This window comes from Streptomyces sp. NPDC053069, assembly GCF_044546895.1.
Lineage (GTDB): Bacteria > Actinomycetota > Actinomycetes > Streptomycetales > Streptomycetaceae > Streptomyces.
Genome location: NZ_JBITZN010000003.1, coordinates 97,419 through 116,102, shown reverse-complemented (window position 1 = coordinate 116,102; position 18,684 = coordinate 97,419). Strand labels below are relative to the sequence as shown.

The window sequence follows — 18,684 nt, the reverse complement described above, 5'->3', positions numbered from 1 at the left end:
AGATCCACCCGTCGTCGACGCGTGAGGCAAGCCCTTGACTTCCGACCTGCTCGCTCCCCTCGACCTGGCGTTCTGGAACATGGAGTCCGACCGGCACCCGATGCACCTCGGCGCCCTCGGCGTCTTCGGCTGCCACTCGCCCACGGCCGGTGCCCATGCCGCAGACCTGCTCGCCGCCCGCGCCGCCGCCGTACCCGGGCTGCGCCTGCGCATCCGCGACGTGTGGCAGCCGCTCGCCTTCGGCGGCGCCACCCGGGAACCCGACCCGGACTTCGACCCGCTGAACCACGTACGGCTGCACGCGCCGACCGCCGACTTCCACGCGGTCGCCGGCCGGCTCATGGAGCGCCCCCTGGAGCGGGGCCGGCCGCCGTGGGAGGCGCACGTCCTGCCCGGCGAGGACGGTGTCTCCTTCGCCGTCCTTTTCAAGTTCCACCACGCCCTCGCCGACGGGCTGCGCGCGCTGAAACTCGCCGCCGGTGTGCTGGATCCCGTGGACATGCCCGAGCGGGCACCCCGCGCCATCGAGCCTCCGCGCGGCCTGCTGCCCGACATCCGCAAGCTGCCCGGGCTCGTTCCCGGGCTGGTCAGGGGCGCGCTGTCCGACGTCGGCCGGGCGCTGGACATCGGGGCCTCGCTCGCCCGCTCCACCCTGGGTATGCGGCCGGTCTCCGCGCTGACCTCGGCCCCGAGCGGTACCCGCCGTACCGCAGGGGTCGTCGTGGACATCGACGACGTGCACCGGGTGCGCAAGGCCGCCGGCGGCACCGTGAACGACGTGCTCATCGCCGTGGTCGCCGGGGCGCTGCGCCGCTGGCTGGAGGAGCGGGGCGACGGCAGCAAGGGGGTGGCGCCCCGTGCGCTCATCCCCGTCTCCCGGCGCCGCCCGCGCACCGCCCACCCACAGGGCAACCGGCTCTCCGGCTATCTGATACGGCTCCCCGTGCACGAGCCCGACCCGCTCGGCCGGCTCGACACCGTGCGCACGGCCATGCTCCGCAACAAGGACGCGGGGCCCGACCGGGGTGCGGGCGCAGTGGCGCTGCTCGCCGATCACGTCCCGGCCCTCGGCCACCGGCTCGGCGGACCGCTCGTCGGACAGGCGGCCCGGCTGTGGTTCGACATCCTCGTCACCAGCGTGCCGCTGCCGGGGGTGGGACTGCGGCTCGGCGGGCACGAGCTGGCCGAGGTCTATCCGCTGGCTCCGCTCGCCCCGGGCCAGGCGCTGGCGGTGGCCATCTCGACGTACCGGGGGCGTGTGCACTACGGGCTGGTGGCCGATGCGGAGGCCGTGCCGGACCTGGACCGGTTCGCTCACGCGGTGTCGGCCGAGGTGTCGATGCTGCTGTCGGTCTGCGAGGCCTGATCCGGCCTCCGGCCGGGAGGGGTTCCCACCCGCACCACCCGCACCACCCGCGCGGCTTTCGTCGCCGGGTGCGGGTGGCCCCCGCGGGGCACGTCCACCGTCGGCGGCTCGCGGGTCCGTGGGCGGGAGGGGCGCCGTGGGGGCTTGCGGGTCGGTTGGTGGGGCGGGGGAGGCGTGCCGTGGGTCGCCGTGGGTCGGTCGGTGGGGGTGCAGGGCTCGCCATGGGTCGCCGTGCGTCGGTCGGTGGGGCGCAGGGCTCACCCTGGGTTGCCTGCGGGTCGGTCGGTGGGGGCGGAGCTCGCCTTGGGGCGCCTGCGGGTCCGTCGCCGGTGAGGGGGCCCGGCTCGGCGTGGGAGGCCGGGGACGTGTCCGCCGGGTATGGTCCCGCACGGCCTCGACGGCGAGCACAGCACCGCCCCCGCCCCCAGCGCACGACCGCAAGCCGGCCACGGCGAGCACGCCCGATCACGACCACGGAACGGATCGGGTTTGGCGGCCGGGCCGTGCGCTCCGTAAAATTCCCCGTTCGAAAGCGGGCGCGAGTCGGAGCGCTGCGCGGGTGATCAGGGAAGCGGCAGCGCGATGACGGTGACAGAGGACGGCTCCATGGCCTCCATGGCCACGGACGAGGTGGTCTACGGGCCGGGTATCGACCCCGAGCGGCTGGCCGTCTGCCTGAGCGTGCTGGAGGAACTGGACCAGCTCGACGTCGACCACCCGGACGCGATCAAGGTCCGCCGGGCCACCTCGCACATCTACCGCACGGTCAAGCAGCGCCGCCGCCAGGAGCGCCGCGCCGCCAAGACCGCGCACGACCGCGCCGTCACCGAGGCCACCGCCACCGGCTCCGCCGAGCGCATCGACGACGAGACCGAGGGCATCCTGCCCTCCTCCAAGGTCGAGGCCGGCAAGATCGCGGGCATACTCCAGCGCCCCCGCTCCTGCTACACCTGCAAGCAGCGCTACGTCGAGGTCGACTACTTCTACCACCAGCTCTGCCAGAAGTGCGCCGCCGAGAACCGCGCCAAGCGGGACGCCCGCACCGACCTCACCGGCAAGCGGGCCCTGCTCACCGGCGGCCGCGCCAAGATCGGCATGTACATTGCGCTGCGGCTGCTGCGTGACGGTGCGCACACCACCATCACCACCCGCTTCCCCAAGGACGCCATCCGGCGCTTCAAGGCGATGGAGGACTCCGCGGACTGGCTGCACCGGCTCGACGTCGTCGGTATCGACCTGCGCGACCCGGCCCAGGCCGTGGCCCTGGCCGAGCAGGTCGCCGAGGCGGGCCCGCTGGACATCCTGATCAACAACGCCACGCAGACCGTACGCCGCCTGCCCTCCGCGTACGCGGCCCTGGTGGAGGGCGAGAGCGCCCCGCTGCCCGCCGGTGAACTCCCCGCCCACCACGTGATCGGCGCCTTCAACTCCGGCGCCGTCGACGGCATCGCCGCGCTGCCCGTCGGCACCAGCGGCCTGGACGCGCAGAAGGTCGCCGACCTCGCCCTCGTCGCGGGCAACGCGAGCATCGCCCGGCACATCGACGGCACCGCCATCGACGCCGGCGGCCTCGTTCCCGACGTCGTCGACACCAACACCTGGGTGCAGACCATCGACCAGATCTCGCCGGTCGAGCTGCTCGAAACCCAGCTGTGCAACTACACGTCCCCGTTCATCCTGATCAGCGCCCTGCGCCCGGCGATGGCGGACGCCGCGAAGAAGGCCTCCAGCGGCCGTGCGTACGTCGTCAACGTCTCCGCGATGGAGGGCGTCTTCAGCCGCGGCTACAAGGGCGCCGGGCACCCGAACACCAACGCCGCGAAGGCGGCCATGAACATGGTCACGCGGACCAGCGCCCAGGAGATGTTCGACACCGACGGCATCCTCATGACCTCCGTAGACACCGGCTGGATCACGGACGAGCGTCCGCACTACGACAAGCTGCGCCTCGCCGAGGCCGGCTTCCACGCCCCCCTCGACCTGGTCGACGGCGCCGCCCGCGTCTACGACCCGATCGTCCGCGGCGAGGCGGGCGAGGACCTGTACGGCGTCTTCCTGAAGGACTACGCGCCCGGCAAATGGTGAGCGGGCGACGGTGGTGACGCGCCGTCAGCCACCGGCCGCAGGCCGGGACCGTCCTCCCCGGTCAGTCGACGGCGCCGAGCCTGGAGTTCCGGGCCGCCACCAGTTCCAGCACCGTACGCCAGTCCTCCAGCACACCCGCGTCGAAGCCCGCGGTGCGGCTCTCCGCGTCGGCCTGGCGCAGCCGCAGCACATCGTCGTCGGCGGGGGCGGTGGGGTCGCAGTCCCCGCGCACCAGCCGGAAAACCCGCTCCCCGAGCAGTGAGCGCACCGCCTCGGTCGCGCCGATGTCCTGGACCAGCCCCGCCACCTGGAGCTCCTTGTCGGCGGGGCGGCTGCGGCGCAGCAGCGCGGCGGTGCGCAGCGCGTGCTGGTGCCGGCCGGCGTACAGCAGATCCATCAGCTCCTCGACGCTGCGCAGCTCCATGCGTCAGTCCTTCCGCGAGACAGCCGTTGCGGCTCATGAGCAGACCATGGCGAGCTTGCGGCCCGGCCAACGGCACTTGAACTGCACCGCGGCCCGGGCCGCAAGCCGAGCCGGCTCGAAGGTGTGTTCGTGCGCGTGGGCCGAGCGGGTGATTCGTCGTGCTGGTCGTGTGATGCGCCCAGTGCCAAATAGCTGCATATTGGGGGGCATTGAGGGGGTATTCGGCGTCCGATAGTTACATCTTGTTTGCACTCCCTATCGAGCGGCAGGCCGCTCATTTGGTTAATCTGGAGGGGACGGACAGCATTACGGGGTCCCACCCACACCCATCGTCCGTCCCGGGGTGAGCCGGTTGACAACGGCCTGCTCTGCATGACGTACCGGCGCCACCGCGTCCGAACTGGCCTTCCATCCAGACCCGAGCGGGCGTCGAGTGCCGAAGCACAGGTTGTCCGGCAGGCCCTCGAGGGTGACCGACACATAAGGAGTGCGCGGTGACACCGGAGAAGACGAATCGCGAACAGCGCCCCAAGGAACGCACGGAGCGCGCGGGCCGACGGCCCGAAGAGCTCGGCAGCCTCGATGTGTGGGCCCGTTCGGCCCCGATCCGCCTCGCGGGCTACGAGGACGACCTTGCCGAGCCGCACATCCTGCCCAGCGTGGACTGACACCCGGGGCCGGACCTTCGCGATCGCCGCGGCATGGGCGTGACCTGGCAGACTCACGCCCATGCTGATCAGAGAAGCCGCGGCCGGGGACTGGCCGCGGATCTGGCCTTTCTGGCACCGGATCGTCGCCGCCGCCGAAACCTACGCCTGGGACCCGGGGACCTCCGAGGAGGACGCCCGCGCCCTGTGGATGAACCCGGCCAAGCGCGTCTACGTCGCCGAGGACGCGACCGGAACCGTGGTCGGCTCGGCCTACCTCACTCCCAACTACGGTGGCCCCGCCGCCCGCGTGGCCAACGCGGGCTTCATGGTCGACCCCGACCGGACCGGTGAGGGCATCGGCCGCGCCCTCGCCGAACACGTCCTGGCCGAGGCCAGGGCCCACGGCTACCGCGCGATGGTCTTCAACGCCGTGGTCGAGACGAACCCCGCGGTCGCCCTGTGGACCTCCCTCGGCTTCACCGTCCTCGGCACGGTCCCGGAGGCCTTCGACCACCCCCGGCACGGCAGGGTGGGCCTGCACATCATGTACCGGTCACTCGAATAGCCGGTGCTCAGGAGCCGGTCACCGGTGCCGTACGCCGCCAGGGGCGCAGCCGCTCCAGTTCCTCCGCCAGCTCCAGCAGGACCGCCTCCGAACCCGGGCGGCCCACGAGCTGTACGGCGCACGGGGCGCCCGAGGGAAGGGCTCCGGACGGCACCGACATCGCGGGCCAGCCGGTCAGGTTCCAGGGCGGGGTGAACGGGGAGTACGCGGTGTTGGCCAGCACGTTGTGCAGCCAGCCGCGTTCGTGCCACGGGCCGGCCACGGGGGAGCGGCGGGCCAGGGCCGGGGTGAGCAGGACGTCGTACTCGGCGAAGAAGGGCGTCAGCCGGGCGCGCAGCCGCTCCCGGCTGTCTCCGGTGCGCACCGAGCGGACGAACCGCCGGCCGACCGCGGCGTGCACCCGGGTGCGCCGGGCCAGCCGCGTCCGGTCCAGGCCCGCGGCGTCCGCCGCGGTGCCGGCCGTCCAGTGCCGCAGCGCGGTCACGCCCAGCGAGAGCGGATAGGGCGGCTCGGCCCGCCGTACGTAGTGGCCGGCCCGCGTCAGCACCGCGGCCGTCTCCCGGACCGCGGTCGTGTACGGCCTGCTCACGCCGACTCCGGCGAGCGGACTGCGCAGGGCCACGGCGATCCGCCGGGGTCCGGGCTCCGTGGCGTGGGCAACCCCGGAGTCCGCCAGGACGTCCAGCATCAGCCGCAGGTCCTCGACCGTGGTGGCGAGCGGACCGTTCTCCGCCATGCCGAACCAGTCGCCGTTGCCGATCCCGGCCGGCAGCACACCGTGCCCCGGCTTCAGGGTGACCAGACCGCAGTTCGCGGCCGGGATGCGCAGCGAACCCATCCCGTCGTTGCCGAGCGCGAGGGGGACGAGCCCCGCGGCCACCGCGGCGGCGCTGCCGCCGGAGGAGCCGCCCGCCGTACGGGAGGTGTCCCACGGATTGCGAGCGGTGCCGTACGGCCCCTCCGTCGTGCCGAAGACGCACAGCTCGGGCACGTTCGTCAGGCCCACCACCACCGCGCCGGCCGCCCGCAGCCGGGCCACCGTGACATGGTCCTCGACGGCCGGGGTGTCGGGGGTGGCGGCGGAGCCGTCGCGGCGGGACTCGCCGCGCACCGCGAGGTTGTCCTTCACGGCCACGGGCACGCCCGCGAGCGGCAGTTCGGTGAGATCGGTGCGGGAGGCCACGGCGTCGGCCTCGGCGAGCGCAGCCTCGGCCCGCACCTTCCGGAACGCCTCGATCCGTCCGTCGAACCGCTCGATCCGCGCGAGGTGCCCGGCCACCACCTCACGGGGCGTCACCCGCTTCTCGCGTACGGCGGCGGCTATCTCGGTGGCGGTCCGTCCGGCCCAGTCACCCACGGGCACTCCTTCGTCGGTCGTCGGCTACTCGGTGGTAGGAATCACGGCGCACGGAGAACTGTGCCCGGCCGGGCCGCCCACGTCGAGAGGCCGTTCCCACTCACACCACGGTCGTCCGACCATTACGTGAAATCCAGCCCCGTGCAGCCCCGTTGACAGGCAATGATCGACGTGTCCGAGGCGGCCCGGAAGACGAGCCGGTACGTGTGGGTCTTCAAGGTGGACCGGCACGGCTGACCCCACGGCCCACCGCTCACCAGTACATGAGCGCGGCGGAGCCGCTGCCCCAGGCGGAGTACAGGCGGGCCCGGGCCAGGTAACGGTGGCCCTTGACGAGCCTGGTCTCAAGGCGTCCGTTGCGGTCCTGTCCGCTGTCGTCGTCGGCGGTGACGTACCGCAGGCCGCCGTCCGCGGTCTCCTCGAACAGGGCCAGGAGGACGTCGCTGTTGCCGAATGTGCCGATCTGGTAGCTGCGGGTCTCCGACGGAACGATCTCGAAGTCCGTCTGTTGTCCGGTGGCGAGCTGCAGCGGTGTCGACTGGAACGCCTGCAGCTGCTGCGGCCGGGCGGCCAGTGGCGGGTACCACTGCAGGACGCGCGCCTTGTCCGTGGCGGACAGGCTCAGTGTCTCGGGGATGCCGCCCCGGTAGGCCTCCGGGCTGAGGATCAGTCCGGGCCCGAAGCTGTACTCCATGATGGAGTCGGGGTCCCAGGCGGAACCCGTCACCTCGTTCGGCGACAGCTTGCGCAGGATGTTGTTGAACGTGACCTCGTGGGGCCAGTTGTTGGGCGGTCCGGCGAGGTCCGCGTAGACCTTCTCCTCGTCCCAGACGATGCCGGCGAACGGGTTCTGGTGCTCGTGGGCGAGGCCCATCGCGTGCGCGGTCTCGTGCAGCGCGGTGGCCTTGCCGTACGGCGTGGTCAGGTCCCAGCCGAACGTCATGGTCGGTTCTCTGGTGCTGATCCCCAGATTGTCCCGGCCGACGTACGACGAGGAGCCCTGGCTCTGCTGGAAGACGATGCGGATCTCGGAGTCGCTGGGATCCTCCACCTCCTGGAACTCGAGCCCGATCCCGAGCGCCTTCCAGGCCTGGAAGGCGTGCCGGACCTCGTCCAGCTGCTCGGGGCCTCCGACGTCACCGCCCTGGTCGAGGAAGGCGTAGTGCAGGACCGTGCCGTTGATCCACTTGGCGCGGACCAGAAGTATGGCCCGCGACCGGTTCGGACTGAGGTCCGAGGGCAACACGGGCTGGGTCTGCGGCGGTTGGTTGCAGTAGCGGGGCATGGCCCTGTTCTCGGCCGGCGCGTTCATGGTGGCTCCTTCGGGTACGCGTCTGCCACCGCGAGGGCGAGCACGGCGGCGTGACGCTGGTCGCCACCACGGTGTTACGGCTCTGGGTGAAATGCCTGATCTGGTGATTCCAGCATCTTTCCGGACGACCCATTCTGCAAGTGTTGAATGGTTAAATAGCATAGGAAAAAGGGCGGTTGAACAGTGAAACACTGCCTCTTCATGCCTGCCGTGCCGTTCCCGTACTGCCTCGCCCCGTCAGCCTCGGCACCGGCACCCCCACCGCCCGCGCCGCCTCACCGTCCAGCAGGGCCAGCAGCTCCCGTGCCGCCGTCCGGCCGAACTCGGCGCTGTCGCGGGAGAGCGCGGACAGCCGCGGTGTGACCATGCGGCACAGCGCCGAGTCCTCCCAGGAGACCAGGGAGACGTCCTGCGGGACGCGGAAGCCGAGTTCCGCCGCGGCGGCGAGGCCGGCCACGGCCATCACGTCGTTGTCGTAGATCAGCGCGGTCGGGGCGGGGGAGCCGCCGAGCACCCGGCGGGTCACGGCCGCTCCCTGCGTGTCGGAGTAGTCGGTGGTCACCGAGCTCACCCCGGTCAGGCCCCGGCGCTCCGCCTCCGCGCGCAGGGTGGCGATACGGCGCTCGGTGTGCGCCAGGCCGGGCAGGCCCGCGATGTGCACGATCCGGCGATGGCCGAGGGCCGTCAACTCGTCCACCACGGACGCCATCGCGCCCGCGTCGTCCGCCCAGACCGTGGACAGCCCGGGGTGCCGCACATCGGACGCGCCACCGATGACCACCGCGGGCAGGCCCAGTTCGTCCAGCAGGCCGGGGCGCGGGTCCTCGGCGCGCGGGTCCACCACCAGCACGCCGTCCACCCGGTGCTCCGCCCACCAGCGGCGGTAGACCGCACACTCCTCGTCCACGTCCTCGGCCACCTGGAAGAGCAGGCCCAGATGGCGCTCGGCCAGCACCTCCTGGATGCCGGAGACGAGTTGCAGGAAGAAGGAGTCGACGCCCAGGGTGTGCGCGGGGCGGGCCAGGACGAAACCGACCGTGGCCGCGCCCTCACCGGAGAGCGCGCGGGCCGCCGTACTGGGACGCCAGCCCAGCTGCTCCGCGACCCGGCGGACCCGGGCACGGGTGCTCTCGGAGACACCCGGACGGCCGTTGAGGGCGAAGGAGACCGCGCTCTCGGAGACCCCGGCGCGGCGCGCGATGTCCTTCATCGTCGGCCGCCGCGCGGGTGATCGCTTCGACGCCACGTCATCCCTCGTCTCACCAAAGACTAATGCGCTTGAGTGCGATGACCCTAAAGCGCATTAGCGACACTGGCAAGATTCCGCCGACGCCGCCCTCACCTGGGCTAATGAAGTACGGATTTCTTTAGCTGAGAACCATGCATTGACTTTCTCCGAACGGCCCGGGCAAGGTCGCTGGCATCACCGCCGCCGACACCGCAAGGGAGCCGTGTCACCGTGCCCACATCCCGCAGAGCCCTCGCCGCTGCCGCCTTCCTCTCCCTCGTCCTGCCCCTGAGCGCCTGCGGCTCGGGTGGTGACGGCGGCGGCTCGACCGACGCATCGGGCAAGGTCGAGGGCGACATCACCTTCCAGACCTGGAACCTGCGCGCGAACTTCAAGTCGTACTTCGAGGGCCTCATAGCCGACTTCGAGAAGAAGTACCCCGGCACCCATGTGAAATGGATCGACCAGCCCGCCGAGGGCTACCCCGACAAGATCAGCGCCGACGCGGCCGGCGGCACCCTGCCCGATGTCGTCAACGTCTCCCCGGACCTGGTCGCCCCGCTCGCCAAGGCGGGCATGGCCCTCGACCTCGACAAGGCCGCGAGCACATACAGGTCCGAGTACCTGGCCGGGGCCTGGGCCGGCCACCAGGTGCCCGGCATGAGCGGTACCTACGCCTTCCCCTGGTATCTGAACACCGGGCCGCTCTTCTACAACAAGTCGTTGTTCGAGAAGGCCGGCCTCGACCCCGCCAAGCCGCCGAAGACGTACGCCGAACTCTTCGCCGACGCCCTGCAGATGGCGAAGAAGAGCGACGGCACGATCGCCACGCTCGCCAATGTGCCCACCATCGAGGACTTCGGGCGCTATGGCGTGCGGCTGATGAACAAGGAGGGGACCGGGTTCGCCTTCAACGACGCCAAGGGAGTCGAACTCCTCACCAGATACAAGGAGTTGTACGACGCCAAGGCCCTCGACCCACAGGCCCTGACCGCCACCCCGGAGTCCTCCGGCAAGAAGTTCCTCACCGGCGCCGTCGCCATGAACCCCGGCAGTGCCCTCGACCTCGACAACTTCAAGAAGAACGCGCCAAGTCTGTACAGGAACATCGGCATCACCGACCAGATCACCAGCACCGGGCACGTCAACATGTACGTGATGGGCGTGATGGTCAACTCCCGCACCAGGCACACCCCGGCAGCCGTCGCCTTCGCGCACTTCGTCACCGACGCGCACCACCAGATGACCTTCGCCAAGAAGGTCGCCATCTTCCCGAGCACCGCCGGATCCCTGAACGATCCCTACTTCACCAAGCAGGACGGCACCGACGAGACCCGGGTCCGCATCGCCGCCGCCAGGTCCTTGAAGACGGCCGTCAACTACACGCCGGTGCTGTTCAGCGACCAGATGAAGACCGCGTTGCGCAACGAGGTGGCCAAGGCACTCCAGGGCAAGGAGAGCCCCAAGCAGGCACTCGACAACGCTGTCAACGCCGCCGACCGCCTCCTGCAGCAGGGCTGACCGGCCATGGCCACGCCTGTCCGCATCAGGCGCCAGCTTCCCTTCAGCCCCTGGCTGTTCGCCGCGCCCGGGCTGCTGGTCACCGGCGCCTTCGTGCTCTACCCGTTCGTCTCCACCCTGGTGAACTCCTTCACCGACCGCCGCACCCTGCTGCCGGGCCGCTTCGTGGGCCTCGCCAACTTCCGCGAGCTCCTCCACGACGACATGTTCTGGACCGGCCTGCGCAACAGCACCCTCTACATCGTCGGCGTCGTACCCGCTCTCGTCGTCCTGCCGCTGCTGCTCGCCCTGCTGGTGCAGAAGAACATCCCGGGCATCACCTTCTTCCGCTCGGCCTTCTACACCCCGGTCGTCGCCTCGATCGTGGTGGTCGGGCTGATCTGGGTGTGGCTGCTGGACGAACGCGGCCTGGTCAACTCGCTGCTGGACACCGTCGGCATCGGCCGGATCGGCTTCCTCAGCGACCAGTGGCTGCTCCTGCTGAGCGCGATGGCCGTCACCGTGTGGAAGGGCCTCGGCTACTACATGATCATCTACCTGGCCACGCTCGCGAACGTGCCGCGCGAACTGCACGAGGCCGCCGCCGTGGACGGCGCGGGACCGGTGCGCCGCTTCGTCTCGGTCACCGTGCCCGCCGTGCGCTCCACCATGGTGCTGGTCGCCGCGCTCTCCTCGGTCGCCGCTTTCAAGGTGTTCTCCGAGGTGTACCTGATGGCCGGCCCGAGCGGCGGCCCGGCCGGCGAGGACACCACCCTCGTCATGCTCGTCCAGCGCACCGGCACGGGCCTGACCGGCCGCGTCGGTTACGCCTCCGCGCTCTCCGTCGTCGTGTTCGCCGTCACCGTCGCGCTGATGCTGCTCGTGCTGCGTACCGACCGCAGGGAGGAGCCGTGAGCGTCCTGGAGAAGGTACGGCCCGAGCGGACCCTCGCCCCGGAGCGGGAACCCCGCGTCACCGACCAGCACGGCCGCCGTGTCCGCGCCGGCGAGCTGCTCTGGCGCTACCTGTTGCTGCTGGCCGTCCTCGCGCTGACCGCCGGCCCGTTCCTGTGGCAGCTGGCCACCTCCCTTAAGGGCCCGACGGAGGACATCTACAGCTCACCGCCGAGCTTTCTGCCCGCACACCCGACCCTGCACAACTACACGCGGGTCGCCGACACCATCCCCGTCTGGGACTACGCCCTGAACTCCCTGAAGGTCGCCACCGCCAACGTCGTCACCAACTGCGTCGGCTCGGCGCTCGCCGGGTACGCCCTGGCCCGGCTGCGCTTCCGTGGCCGGCGCGTGACCACGCTGGTGTTCGTGCTGGCGATGCTCGTGCCCGTCGAGGGCATCGTCATCGCCCAGTTCACCACCATGCGCGAACTCGGCCTGAACAACACCCTCGTCGGCGTCGTGCTGCCCGGCGCGGTGGGCGCGATGAACGTGCTGCTGATGCGGGGCGCCTTCCGCAACCTTCCCTACGAGATCGAGGAGGCGGCCTACGTCGACGGTGCCAACGTCTGGCAGCGCTTCCTGCGCGTCGCCCTGCCCTCGGTGAAGGGCACGGTGGCCGTCGTCGCGATCTTCGCCTTCATGGGCGCCTGGGACGACTTCCTGTGGCCGCTGATCGTGCTCAGCGACCCGTCCAGATTCACCCTGACCATCGGCCTGAACTATCTGCACGGCACCTTCGCGGGCGACGAACGCCTCGTGGCCGCCGGCACCGTGATCGCCGTGGCCCCGCTCATCGTCCTGTTCGCCTGCCTCCAGCGGTACTTCTTCCGCGGGGTCGGCGAGGGCGCCGTCAAGGGCTGACCGACCATCCGTACGCCACAAGGACACTCCATGCCTCCTGCCGTGCGCTTCGGCGTCAACTACACCCCGAGTGTCGGGTGGTTCCACCACTGGCTCGACTTCGACCTCGACTCCGTGCGCGCCGACCTGGACGCGATCGCCGCGCTGGGCCTCGACCACATCCGCGTCTTCCCGCTGTGGCCCTACTTCCAGCCCAACCGCACACTGATCCGCCCGCGCGCCGTCGAGCAGCTCGTGGCCCTCGCCGACGCGGCCGCCGAACGGGGCCTCGACGTCAACGTCGACGGCCTGCAGGGCCACCTGAGCAGCTTCGACTTCCTGCCCGCGTGGACGCGCACCTGGCACCGGCGCAACCTCTTCACCGACCCCGACGTGGTCGAGGGCCAGGCCGCCTACCTCCGCACCCTCGCCGCCGCCCTCGCCGACCGGCCGAACTTCATCGGCATGACCGTCGGCAACGAGGTCAACCAGTTCGCCGCCGGCCCCCACCCCGACCCCGACCGCATCACCGCCGAGCAGGCCGAGCGGTGGCTCGTACGGATGCTGGCCGCCTGCGCCGAGGGCGCCCCGGGCCGGCTCCATCTGCACGCCTCCTACGACGCCGCCTGGTACCAGGACGACCAGCCCTTCACTCCGGGTCACTCCGCCCGCCTCGGCGACGTCACCGCCGTGCACTCCTGGGTGTTCAACGGCACCGCCCAGCGGCACGGCCGTACCTCGGTGCCGGCCGAGCACCACGCCGCCTACCTGGCCGAGCTGAGCAAAGCCTGGGCGGACACCCCCCATCGGCCGGTGTGGCTGCAGGAGGTCGGCGCACCCGCGCCGCTCGTGCCCGCCGAGCACGCCGCCGGCTTCGCCGAGGCGACCGTCGCCCACGCCCTCGACTGCCCCGACCTGTGGGGCGTCACCTGGTGGTGCTCCCACGACGTCTCACGCGACCTCGCCGACTTCCCCGCACTCGAATACGGGCTCGGCCTGTTCACCAACGACCGGCGGCCCAAGGACATCGCACGCGTCCTGGCCGAGGCGGCACGCCGGCCGCACCCCGCCCCCGCCGTGCGCACGACGGCCCTCGTCGTCCCCGACGATCCGGGCCGCCGCTCCTGCTGCGCCCCCGGCGGAGCCGTCTTCGACGCCTTCTTCCGGCTGGTCGCCGACGGCGCCCGCCCCACCACCGTCCTCGACAACCGCGCGGACGACAACGACCACCTCGCCGCGCGCGGCATCACCGAAGTCGTCATTCCCGACCAGGTTCTCCCCACCCCACACGGAGGCACCCGCTCGTGAACCCCGCCAGACGCACCGTCCTCGTCGCCGGCGCCGCCGCGCTGCTCCCCGTGCCCGCCGTCGCGACCGCCCGCCCCAGGGCCGCCGCGACCCCGCCGTACGCCTCCTACTGGTACCCGGACTCGCTCCCCGCCGGCAGCCCGGGCAGCGGCATCACCTGGCGCAGCCTGAAGAGCTGGCGCGCGGCCGACGACACCGACCTCGCGTTCAACGCCGCGTCCGTGCCGCTCGCTCCCCGCTTCACCCCCGCCCCGGCGAACACCACCGCCCGCTCCGGCCAGGCCCGCGTCCAGGCCCTGGTCTCCTTCGGGCCGACGTCGAGCAACCCCTCCCAGGGTTCGGCGACCGCCGACTACTACGCCCTCACTCACTGGGCGTATCTGGACGAGCTGGTCTTCTGGGGCGGTTCGGCCGGCGAGGGCCTGATCCTCGCGCCCAACGCGCCGGTCGTGGACGCGGCCCACCGGCACGGCGTCCCGGTGCTGGGCACCGTCTTCCTGCCCCCGGTGGCGTACGGCGGGCAGCTGCGGTGGACCCGGGACCTGGTGCAGAAGGACACCGCGGGGCGTCATCCGCTCGCCGCGCAACTCGTCGCGGTCGCGGCGGCCTACGGCTTCGACGGCTGGTTCCTGAACGCCGAGACGGGCGGCGGGAACACCGCGCTGGGCCAGGCCGTGCTCGGCTTCGTCGACGAGCTGAAGGCGCGCGCTGCGGCGAAGGGGCAGCGGGTGACCTGGTACGACGCGATGACCGTGCACGGCACGGTCGGCTGGCAGGGTGAGCTGAACAGCCAGAACCAGGCGTTCTTCCAGGCCGCCGACGACATGTTCGTGGACTTCCGGTGGAGCGCGGCCACCCTCGCGGCCTCCGGCACGAAGGCAGGCCGACTCGGCCGCAGCCGGTACGAGTTGTGGGCCGGTGTCGACGTCGAGTCGAACGGGTCCGGTACGTCCGTGGACTGGGACGCGATCGTGCCGGCCGGCAAGCCGCACATCACCTCGATCGGCTTCTACCGGCCCGAGTGGACCCGAAACCACCTGCCTGCGGGCCGGCGCGCCCCTGAGGACTTCCACGCCGCCGACGACCGGTTCTGGACCGGGCGGTCGCTGGACCCGTCCCGGCCGGACGCGAGTGATCCGTGGCGGGCGCCGGCGGTGTCGGTCGCCGACCGCTCGACGGTGACCTCGCTGCCGTTCGCCACCGTGTTCAACACCGGGCACGGACTGCGCTGGCACGAGGACGGGGCGGTCACCTCGGACGCGGCCTGGAACCATCTCGGGCTCCAGGACCGGCTGCCGTCGCGGCGCTGGGTGGTTCGCACGGCGGGGGAGCGGCCGACGGTCTCGTTCGACTTCGCCGATGCCTGGCGCGGTGGCAGCAGTGTGCTGGTGGACGGTGAACTGGATCAACCCGTGGTGGTGGATCTGTACGCGACCCGGCTGCCGATCGGTGTGGACACGGTTGTCGAGCTGACGTTCCGGACCGATGCGGGTGCTGTGAACGCGGAGCTGGCGGTGGCGACGGCCGAGCCGAGGGAGGCGGGGACGACTCCGCCGTACAGGTATCCGGCTGTGAACCCAGTACACGAGAAGACCGGCGTGAAGTGCGTCAACGGCTGGCAGACCGTGACGGTCCCGCTCACCGGGCTGACCGGCACCGCGCATGCCCTCGGCGTCCGGCTCACCGCCACCGACGGCCCGGTGCGCTGGCGCCTGGGCGGCCTGGCCGTCCGGGACACCGTCACCGCTCCCGCCGCGCCCACGGGCGCCCGCGTCACCGCCGCGAGCGGCGGCGACCTCCGCCTCGCCTGGCACGCCGCCCCCGGCGCCGTCCGCCACTACGAGCTGCACCGCCTCCTGCCCGACGGCAGCCGCCGCTTCCTCGGCGGCACCTGCCAGCGCGCCTACTGCCTCACCGGCCTGCAGCCCGAACAGGGGGAGGGCGTCGCACGGTTCGAACTGCGCGCCGTGGGGGAGCTCTACACCACCTCGACCCCCGTCACCGTCACCCACCCCTGGTAACGACCGCGATCACCCGGACCCCGCAGGGAGCGCCCCGCATGCATGACGACCGCACTCTGGTGGAAGCCCGCCTCAGGCGCGTCCTCGACGAACGCATCCGCCCCGCCGTGTACCCCGAGTCCGTGCCGCTGCAGGTCGCGGTGTGGCACGCGCCCGGCGAACCCGTGCCGGTCGCCGAAGGACTCGCCGCCGAGCCGGAGCCCATCGACATCGGTGCCCGCTGGGGTGCGCCCTGGGGCACGAGCTGGTTCCGGGTGACCGGGACCGTGCCCGAGGCGTGGGCCGGAAAGACCGTCGAGGCCCTGCTCGACCTCGGCTTCGACGAGAACATGCCCGGCTTCCAGTGCGAGGGCCTGGTCCACCGGCCCGACGGCACCCCGGTGAAGGGCCTGAACCCCCGCAACCAGTGGGTGCGCATCGGCGCGCCCGCCGAGGGCGGCGAGGAGGTCCGCCTGCACATCGAGGCCGCCTCCAACCCGGTCATCCTCGACTACCACCCCTTCCTGCCCACGAAGCTCGGCGACAAGGAGACGGCCGGCAGCGCGCCGCAGTACACCCTGACCCGCATGGACCTGGCCGTTTTCGACGAGTCGGTGTGGCAGCTGGTCATGGACCTGGAGGTGCTCGGCGAGCTGATGGCCGAGCTGCCCGTGGACTCCGCGCGCCGGTACGACATCCTGCGTGCCGTCGAGCGGGCCCTCGACGCCGTCGATCTGCAGGACGTGAACGGCACGGCCGACCGGGCCCGTGACCGGCTCACCGGTGTGCTGTCGGCCCCCGCCGTACCGTCCGCGCACCGGATCAGTGCCGTCGGGCACGCGCACATCGACTCGGCGTGGCTGTGGCCGCTGCGCGAGACGGTGCGCAAGGTGGCCCGTACGACCGCCAACATGACCGCGCTGATCGAGGACGAGCCGGAGTTCGTCTTCGCCATGTCCCAGGCGCAGCAGTGGGCGTGGGTGAAGGAGCACCGACCCGAGGTGTGGGCGCGGGTGAAGAAGGCCGTCGCGGAGGGGCGGTTCGTGCCGGCGGGCGGGATGTGGGTGGAGTCGGACACCAACATGCCGGGCTCGGAGGCGATGGCCCGTCAGTTCGTGCACGGAAAGCGGTTCTTCCTCGACGAGTTCGGCATCGAGAACGAGGAGGCCTGGCTGCCGGACACCTTCGGCTTCGCCGCCGGACTGCCCCAGATCATCAGGGCGGCGGGCTCCAAGTGGCTGCTGACCCAGAAGATCTCCTGGTCGCGGACGAACACCTTCCCGCACCACACCTTCCGGTGGGAGGGAATCGACGGCACCCGGATCTTCACCCACTTCCCGCCCGTCGACACCTACAACTGCTCCATGAAGGGCAGCGAGATCGCCCACGCCGCCAGGAACTTCAAGGACAAGGGCCGCGCCCGGCACTCGCTCGCGCCCACCGGCTGGGGCGACGGAGGCGGCGGCACCACCCGCGAGATGGTCGCCAAGGCGGCCCGGCTGCGCGACCTCGAAGGATCGGCCACCGTCGTCTGGGAGACACCGCGCGCCTTCTTCGAGAAGGCCGAGGCCGAGTACTCCGAGCCGCCCGTCTGGGCCGGCGAGCTGTACCTGGAACTGCACCGCGCCACCCTCACCAGCCAGGCGAAGACCAAGCAGGGCAACCGGCGCAGCGAACACCTGCTGCGGGAGGCGGAGCTGTGGGCGGCCACGGCCGCCGTACGCACCGGATTCGTCTACCCCTACGAGGAGTTGGACCGGATCTGGAAGACGGTGCTGCTGCACCAGTTCCACGACATCCTGCCCGGCTCGTCCATCGCCTGGGTGCACCGGGAGGCGAGGGCGACGTACGAGCGGGTCGCCGGTGAACTGAACGGCATCATCGGCGCGGCGCAGCGGGCACTGGCCGGAGAAGGGGACCGGGACCTCGTCTTCAACGCCGCGCCGCACGAGAAGGCAGGGGTCGCCGCGGGCGGTGCCGCGGTCCCGGCCGTGACGGGCCACACGCGGCTCGTCCGGCGAGAGGGCGGCGGGTACCTGCTGGACAACGGCCTGCTGCGCGTCGAGATCGACGACCGGGGTCTGGTGATCTCCGCCTACGACATCACCGCCGACCGCGAGACCGTCGCCCCCGGCAAGGCCGCGGGCCTCCTCCAGCTCCACCAGGACTTCCCGAACATGTGGGACGCCTGGGACGTGGACGAGTTCTACCGCAACACGGTCACGGACCTGACGGACGCGGAGGAGGTGGGCGCCGGTGCGGACGGGATCTCGGTGCGGATCGTCCGCTCCTTCGGTGACTCCCGGGTCACCCAGGTGCTGTCGCTGCCGCCCGGCGAGCGTCGGCTGGTGGTCGACACCGAAGTCGACTGGCACGAGACGGAGAAGTTCCTGAAGCTGGCCTTCCCGCTCGACCTGCACGCCGAACGGTACGCGTCCGAGACCCAGTTCGGGCATGTCTTCCGCCCCACGCACACCAACACCTCCTGGGAGGCCGCCAAGTTCGAGGCGTGCAACCACCGCTTCGTCCACCTGGAGGAACCCGGCTGGGGCGTGGCGGTCGTCAACGACTCCACGTACGGCCACGACGTGACCCGCACGGTGCGCACCGAAGGCGACCGCGGTACGACGACCACGCTCCGCGTCTCCCTCCTGCGTGCCCCGCGCTTCCCCGACCCCGAGACCGACCAGGGCGTCCACCGCTTCCGGCACGCCCTGGTCCCCGGCGCCTCGATCGCCGAAGCGGTGCGTGAGGGCTGGCGGATCAACCTGCCGGAACGGCACCTGACGGGCGCCCGTGAGGTCGCCCCGCTGGTCACCGTCGACAACGACGCCGTCGTGGTCACGGCCGTGAAACTCGCCGACGACGGCAGCGGTGACGTGGTGGTCCGCTTCCACGAGGCCCACGGCGGCCGGGCCCGGGCCACCCTCACGGCCGGTTTCGAGGTCGCGGACGTCACGGCGACGGACCTGCTGGAGCGGCCGGGCGGTGACACCGAGCCGCCCGCGCGCGAGGGCGAGCGGATCACCGTACGACTGCGGCCGTTCGAGCTGGTGACGCTGCGGCTGCGGCGCGCCTGACCGGAGCCGGGCG

Annotated in this window: 14 protein-coding genes; 10 read left to right on the top strand and 4 right to left on the bottom strand. The window is 71.6% G+C overall.

The annotated features are described in order from the left end of the window. Window positions 1–34: 34 nt before the first annotated feature. Together ACIGXP_RS07505 and ACIGXP_RS07500 are read left to right on the top strand one after the other, a co-directional pair. Window positions 35–1,366, top strand: coding sequence for a wax ester/triacylglycerol synthase family O-acyltransferase (locus tag ACIGXP_RS07505; RefSeq protein WP_399765141.1), 1,332 nt, complete (start codon window positions 35–37; stop codon window positions 1,364–1,366). A 582-nt stretch (window positions 1,367–1,948) separates the two neighbouring features. Beyond that, the gene (locus ACIGXP_RS07500) at window positions 1,949–3,451 is read left to right on the top strand and encodes an SDR family NAD(P)-dependent oxidoreductase (protein ID WP_363215516.1); all 1,503 of its coding nucleotides are present in this window, start codon (window positions 1,949–1,951) and stop codon (window positions 3,449–3,451) included. A gap of 61 nt (window positions 3,452–3,512) precedes the next feature. On the opposite strand, the gene ACIGXP_RS07495 is transcribed toward ACIGXP_RS07500, so the two are convergent. Then, window positions 3,513–3,875 (bottom strand): hypothetical protein, encoded by a 363-nt coding sequence (locus ACIGXP_RS07495; protein WP_399765137.1) that lies wholly within the window; start codon window positions 3,873–3,875, stop codon window positions 3,513–3,515. Window positions 3,876–4,369: 494 nt separating this feature from the next. Between ACIGXP_RS07495 and ACIGXP_RS07490 the strand changes: the two genes are divergently transcribed. Both ACIGXP_RS07490 and ACIGXP_RS07485 read left to right on the top strand, forming a co-directional pair. After that, on the top strand, window positions 4,370–4,543 hold the full coding sequence (locus ACIGXP_RS07490; RefSeq protein ID WP_351240678.1) for a hypothetical protein: 174 nt from the start codon (window positions 4,370–4,372) through the stop codon (window positions 4,541–4,543). A 61-nt stretch (window positions 4,544–4,604) separates the two neighbouring features. Beyond that, window positions 4,605–5,090 carry a GNAT family N-acetyltransferase gene (locus ACIGXP_RS07485; protein WP_363215518.1) on the top strand — a complete coding sequence of 162 codons (486 nt, stop codon included), beginning with the start codon at window positions 4,605–4,607 and terminating at the stop codon, window positions 5,088–5,090. A 7-nt stretch (window positions 5,091–5,097) separates the two neighbouring features. Here ACIGXP_RS07485 and ACIGXP_RS07480 read toward each other — a convergent pair whose 3' ends face one another. The 3 genes from ACIGXP_RS07480 to ACIGXP_RS07470 all read right to left on the bottom strand — a co-directional run bounded on the left by ACIGXP_RS07480 (window position 5,098) and on the right by ACIGXP_RS07470 (window position 9,005). Beyond that, window positions 5,098–6,447, bottom strand: a complete 1,350-nt coding sequence (locus ACIGXP_RS07480; RefSeq protein WP_399765133.1) for an amidase — start codon at window positions 6,445–6,447, stop codon at window positions 5,098–5,100. A gap of 253 nt (window positions 6,448–6,700) precedes the next feature. Then, window positions 6,701–7,759, bottom strand: a complete 1,059-nt coding sequence (locus ACIGXP_RS07475; RefSeq protein ID WP_399765130.1) for a M12 family metallopeptidase — start codon at window positions 7,757–7,759, stop codon at window positions 6,701–6,703. A 199-nt stretch (window positions 7,760–7,958) separates the two neighbouring features. Next, the gene (locus ACIGXP_RS07470) at window positions 7,959–9,005 is read right to left on the bottom strand and encodes a LacI family DNA-binding transcriptional regulator (protein WP_399765127.1); all 1,047 of its coding nucleotides are present in this window, start codon (window positions 9,003–9,005) and stop codon (window positions 7,959–7,961) included. Window positions 9,006–9,218: 213 nt separating this feature from the next. Between ACIGXP_RS07470 and ACIGXP_RS07465 the strand changes: the two genes are divergently transcribed. From ACIGXP_RS07465 to ACIGXP_RS07440, 6 genes are read left to right on the top strand one after another with little or no spacing between them, the layout of a single operon-like run. Further along, window positions 9,219–10,508: an ABC transporter substrate-binding protein gene (locus ACIGXP_RS07465; RefSeq protein ID WP_399765125.1), complete on the top strand. Its 1,290-nt coding sequence runs from the start codon at window positions 9,219–9,221 to the stop codon at window positions 10,506–10,508. Window positions 10,509–10,514: 6 nt separating this feature from the next. Then, on the top strand, window positions 10,515–11,402 hold the full coding sequence (locus ACIGXP_RS07460; RefSeq protein WP_399765122.1) for a carbohydrate ABC transporter permease: 888 nt from the start codon (window positions 10,515–10,517) through the stop codon (window positions 11,400–11,402). Continuing rightward, window positions 11,399–12,304 carry a carbohydrate ABC transporter permease gene (locus ACIGXP_RS07455; protein ID WP_363215524.1) on the top strand — a complete coding sequence of 302 codons (906 nt, stop codon included), beginning with the start codon at window positions 11,399–11,401 and terminating at the stop codon, window positions 12,302–12,304. Before ACIGXP_RS07460 ends, ACIGXP_RS07455 begins: the two co-directional genes overlap by 4 nt. Window positions 12,305–12,334: 30 nt before the next feature. Next, window positions 12,335–13,591, top strand: coding sequence for a glycosyl hydrolase (locus ACIGXP_RS07450; protein ID WP_399765117.1), 1,257 nt, complete (start codon window positions 12,335–12,337; stop codon window positions 13,589–13,591). Then, window positions 13,588–15,612 carry an endo-beta-N-acetylglucosaminidase gene (locus ACIGXP_RS07445; protein ID WP_399765115.1) on the top strand — a complete coding sequence of 675 codons (2,025 nt, stop codon included), beginning with the start codon at window positions 13,588–13,590 and terminating at the stop codon, window positions 15,610–15,612. The genes ACIGXP_RS07450 and ACIGXP_RS07445 overlap by 4 nt, the downstream gene beginning before the upstream one ends. 38 nt (window positions 15,613–15,650) lie before the next feature. Beyond that, entirely contained in the window at window positions 15,651–18,671 is a 3,021-nt protein-coding gene (locus tag ACIGXP_RS07440) for an alpha-mannosidase (protein ID WP_399765112.1), read from the top strand. The last annotated feature ends 13 nt before the right edge of the window (window positions 18,672–18,684 follow it).

Bases quoted from the DNA above. Each gene is read 5' to 3' on its own strand.
- ACIGXP_RS07450 (WP_399765117.1), top strand. From the start codon at position 12,335: ATGCCTCCTGCCGTGCGCTTCGGCGTCAACTACACCCCGAGTGTCGGG.
- ACIGXP_RS07495 (WP_399765137.1), bottom strand. From the start codon at position 3,875: ATGGAGCTGCGCAGCGTCGAGGAGCTGATGGATCTGCTGTACGCCGGC.
- ACIGXP_RS07475 (WP_399765130.1), bottom strand. From the start codon at position 7,759: ATGAACGCGCCGGCCGAGAACAGGGCCATGCCCCGCTACTGCAACCAA.
- ACIGXP_RS07460 (WP_399765122.1), top strand. From the start codon at position 10,515: ATGGCCACGCCTGTCCGCATCAGGCGCCAGCTTCCCTTCAGCCCCTGG.
- ACIGXP_RS07500 (WP_363215516.1), top strand. From the start codon at position 1,949: ATGACGGTGACAGAGGACGGCTCCATGGCCTCCATGGCCACGGACGAG.
- ACIGXP_RS07440 (WP_399765112.1), top strand. From the start codon at position 15,651: ATGCATGACGACCGCACTCTGGTGGAAGCCCGCCTCAGGCGCGTCCTC.
- ACIGXP_RS07485 (WP_363215518.1), top strand. From the start codon at position 4,605: ATGCTGATCAGAGAAGCCGCGGCCGGGGACTGGCCGCGGATCTGGCCT.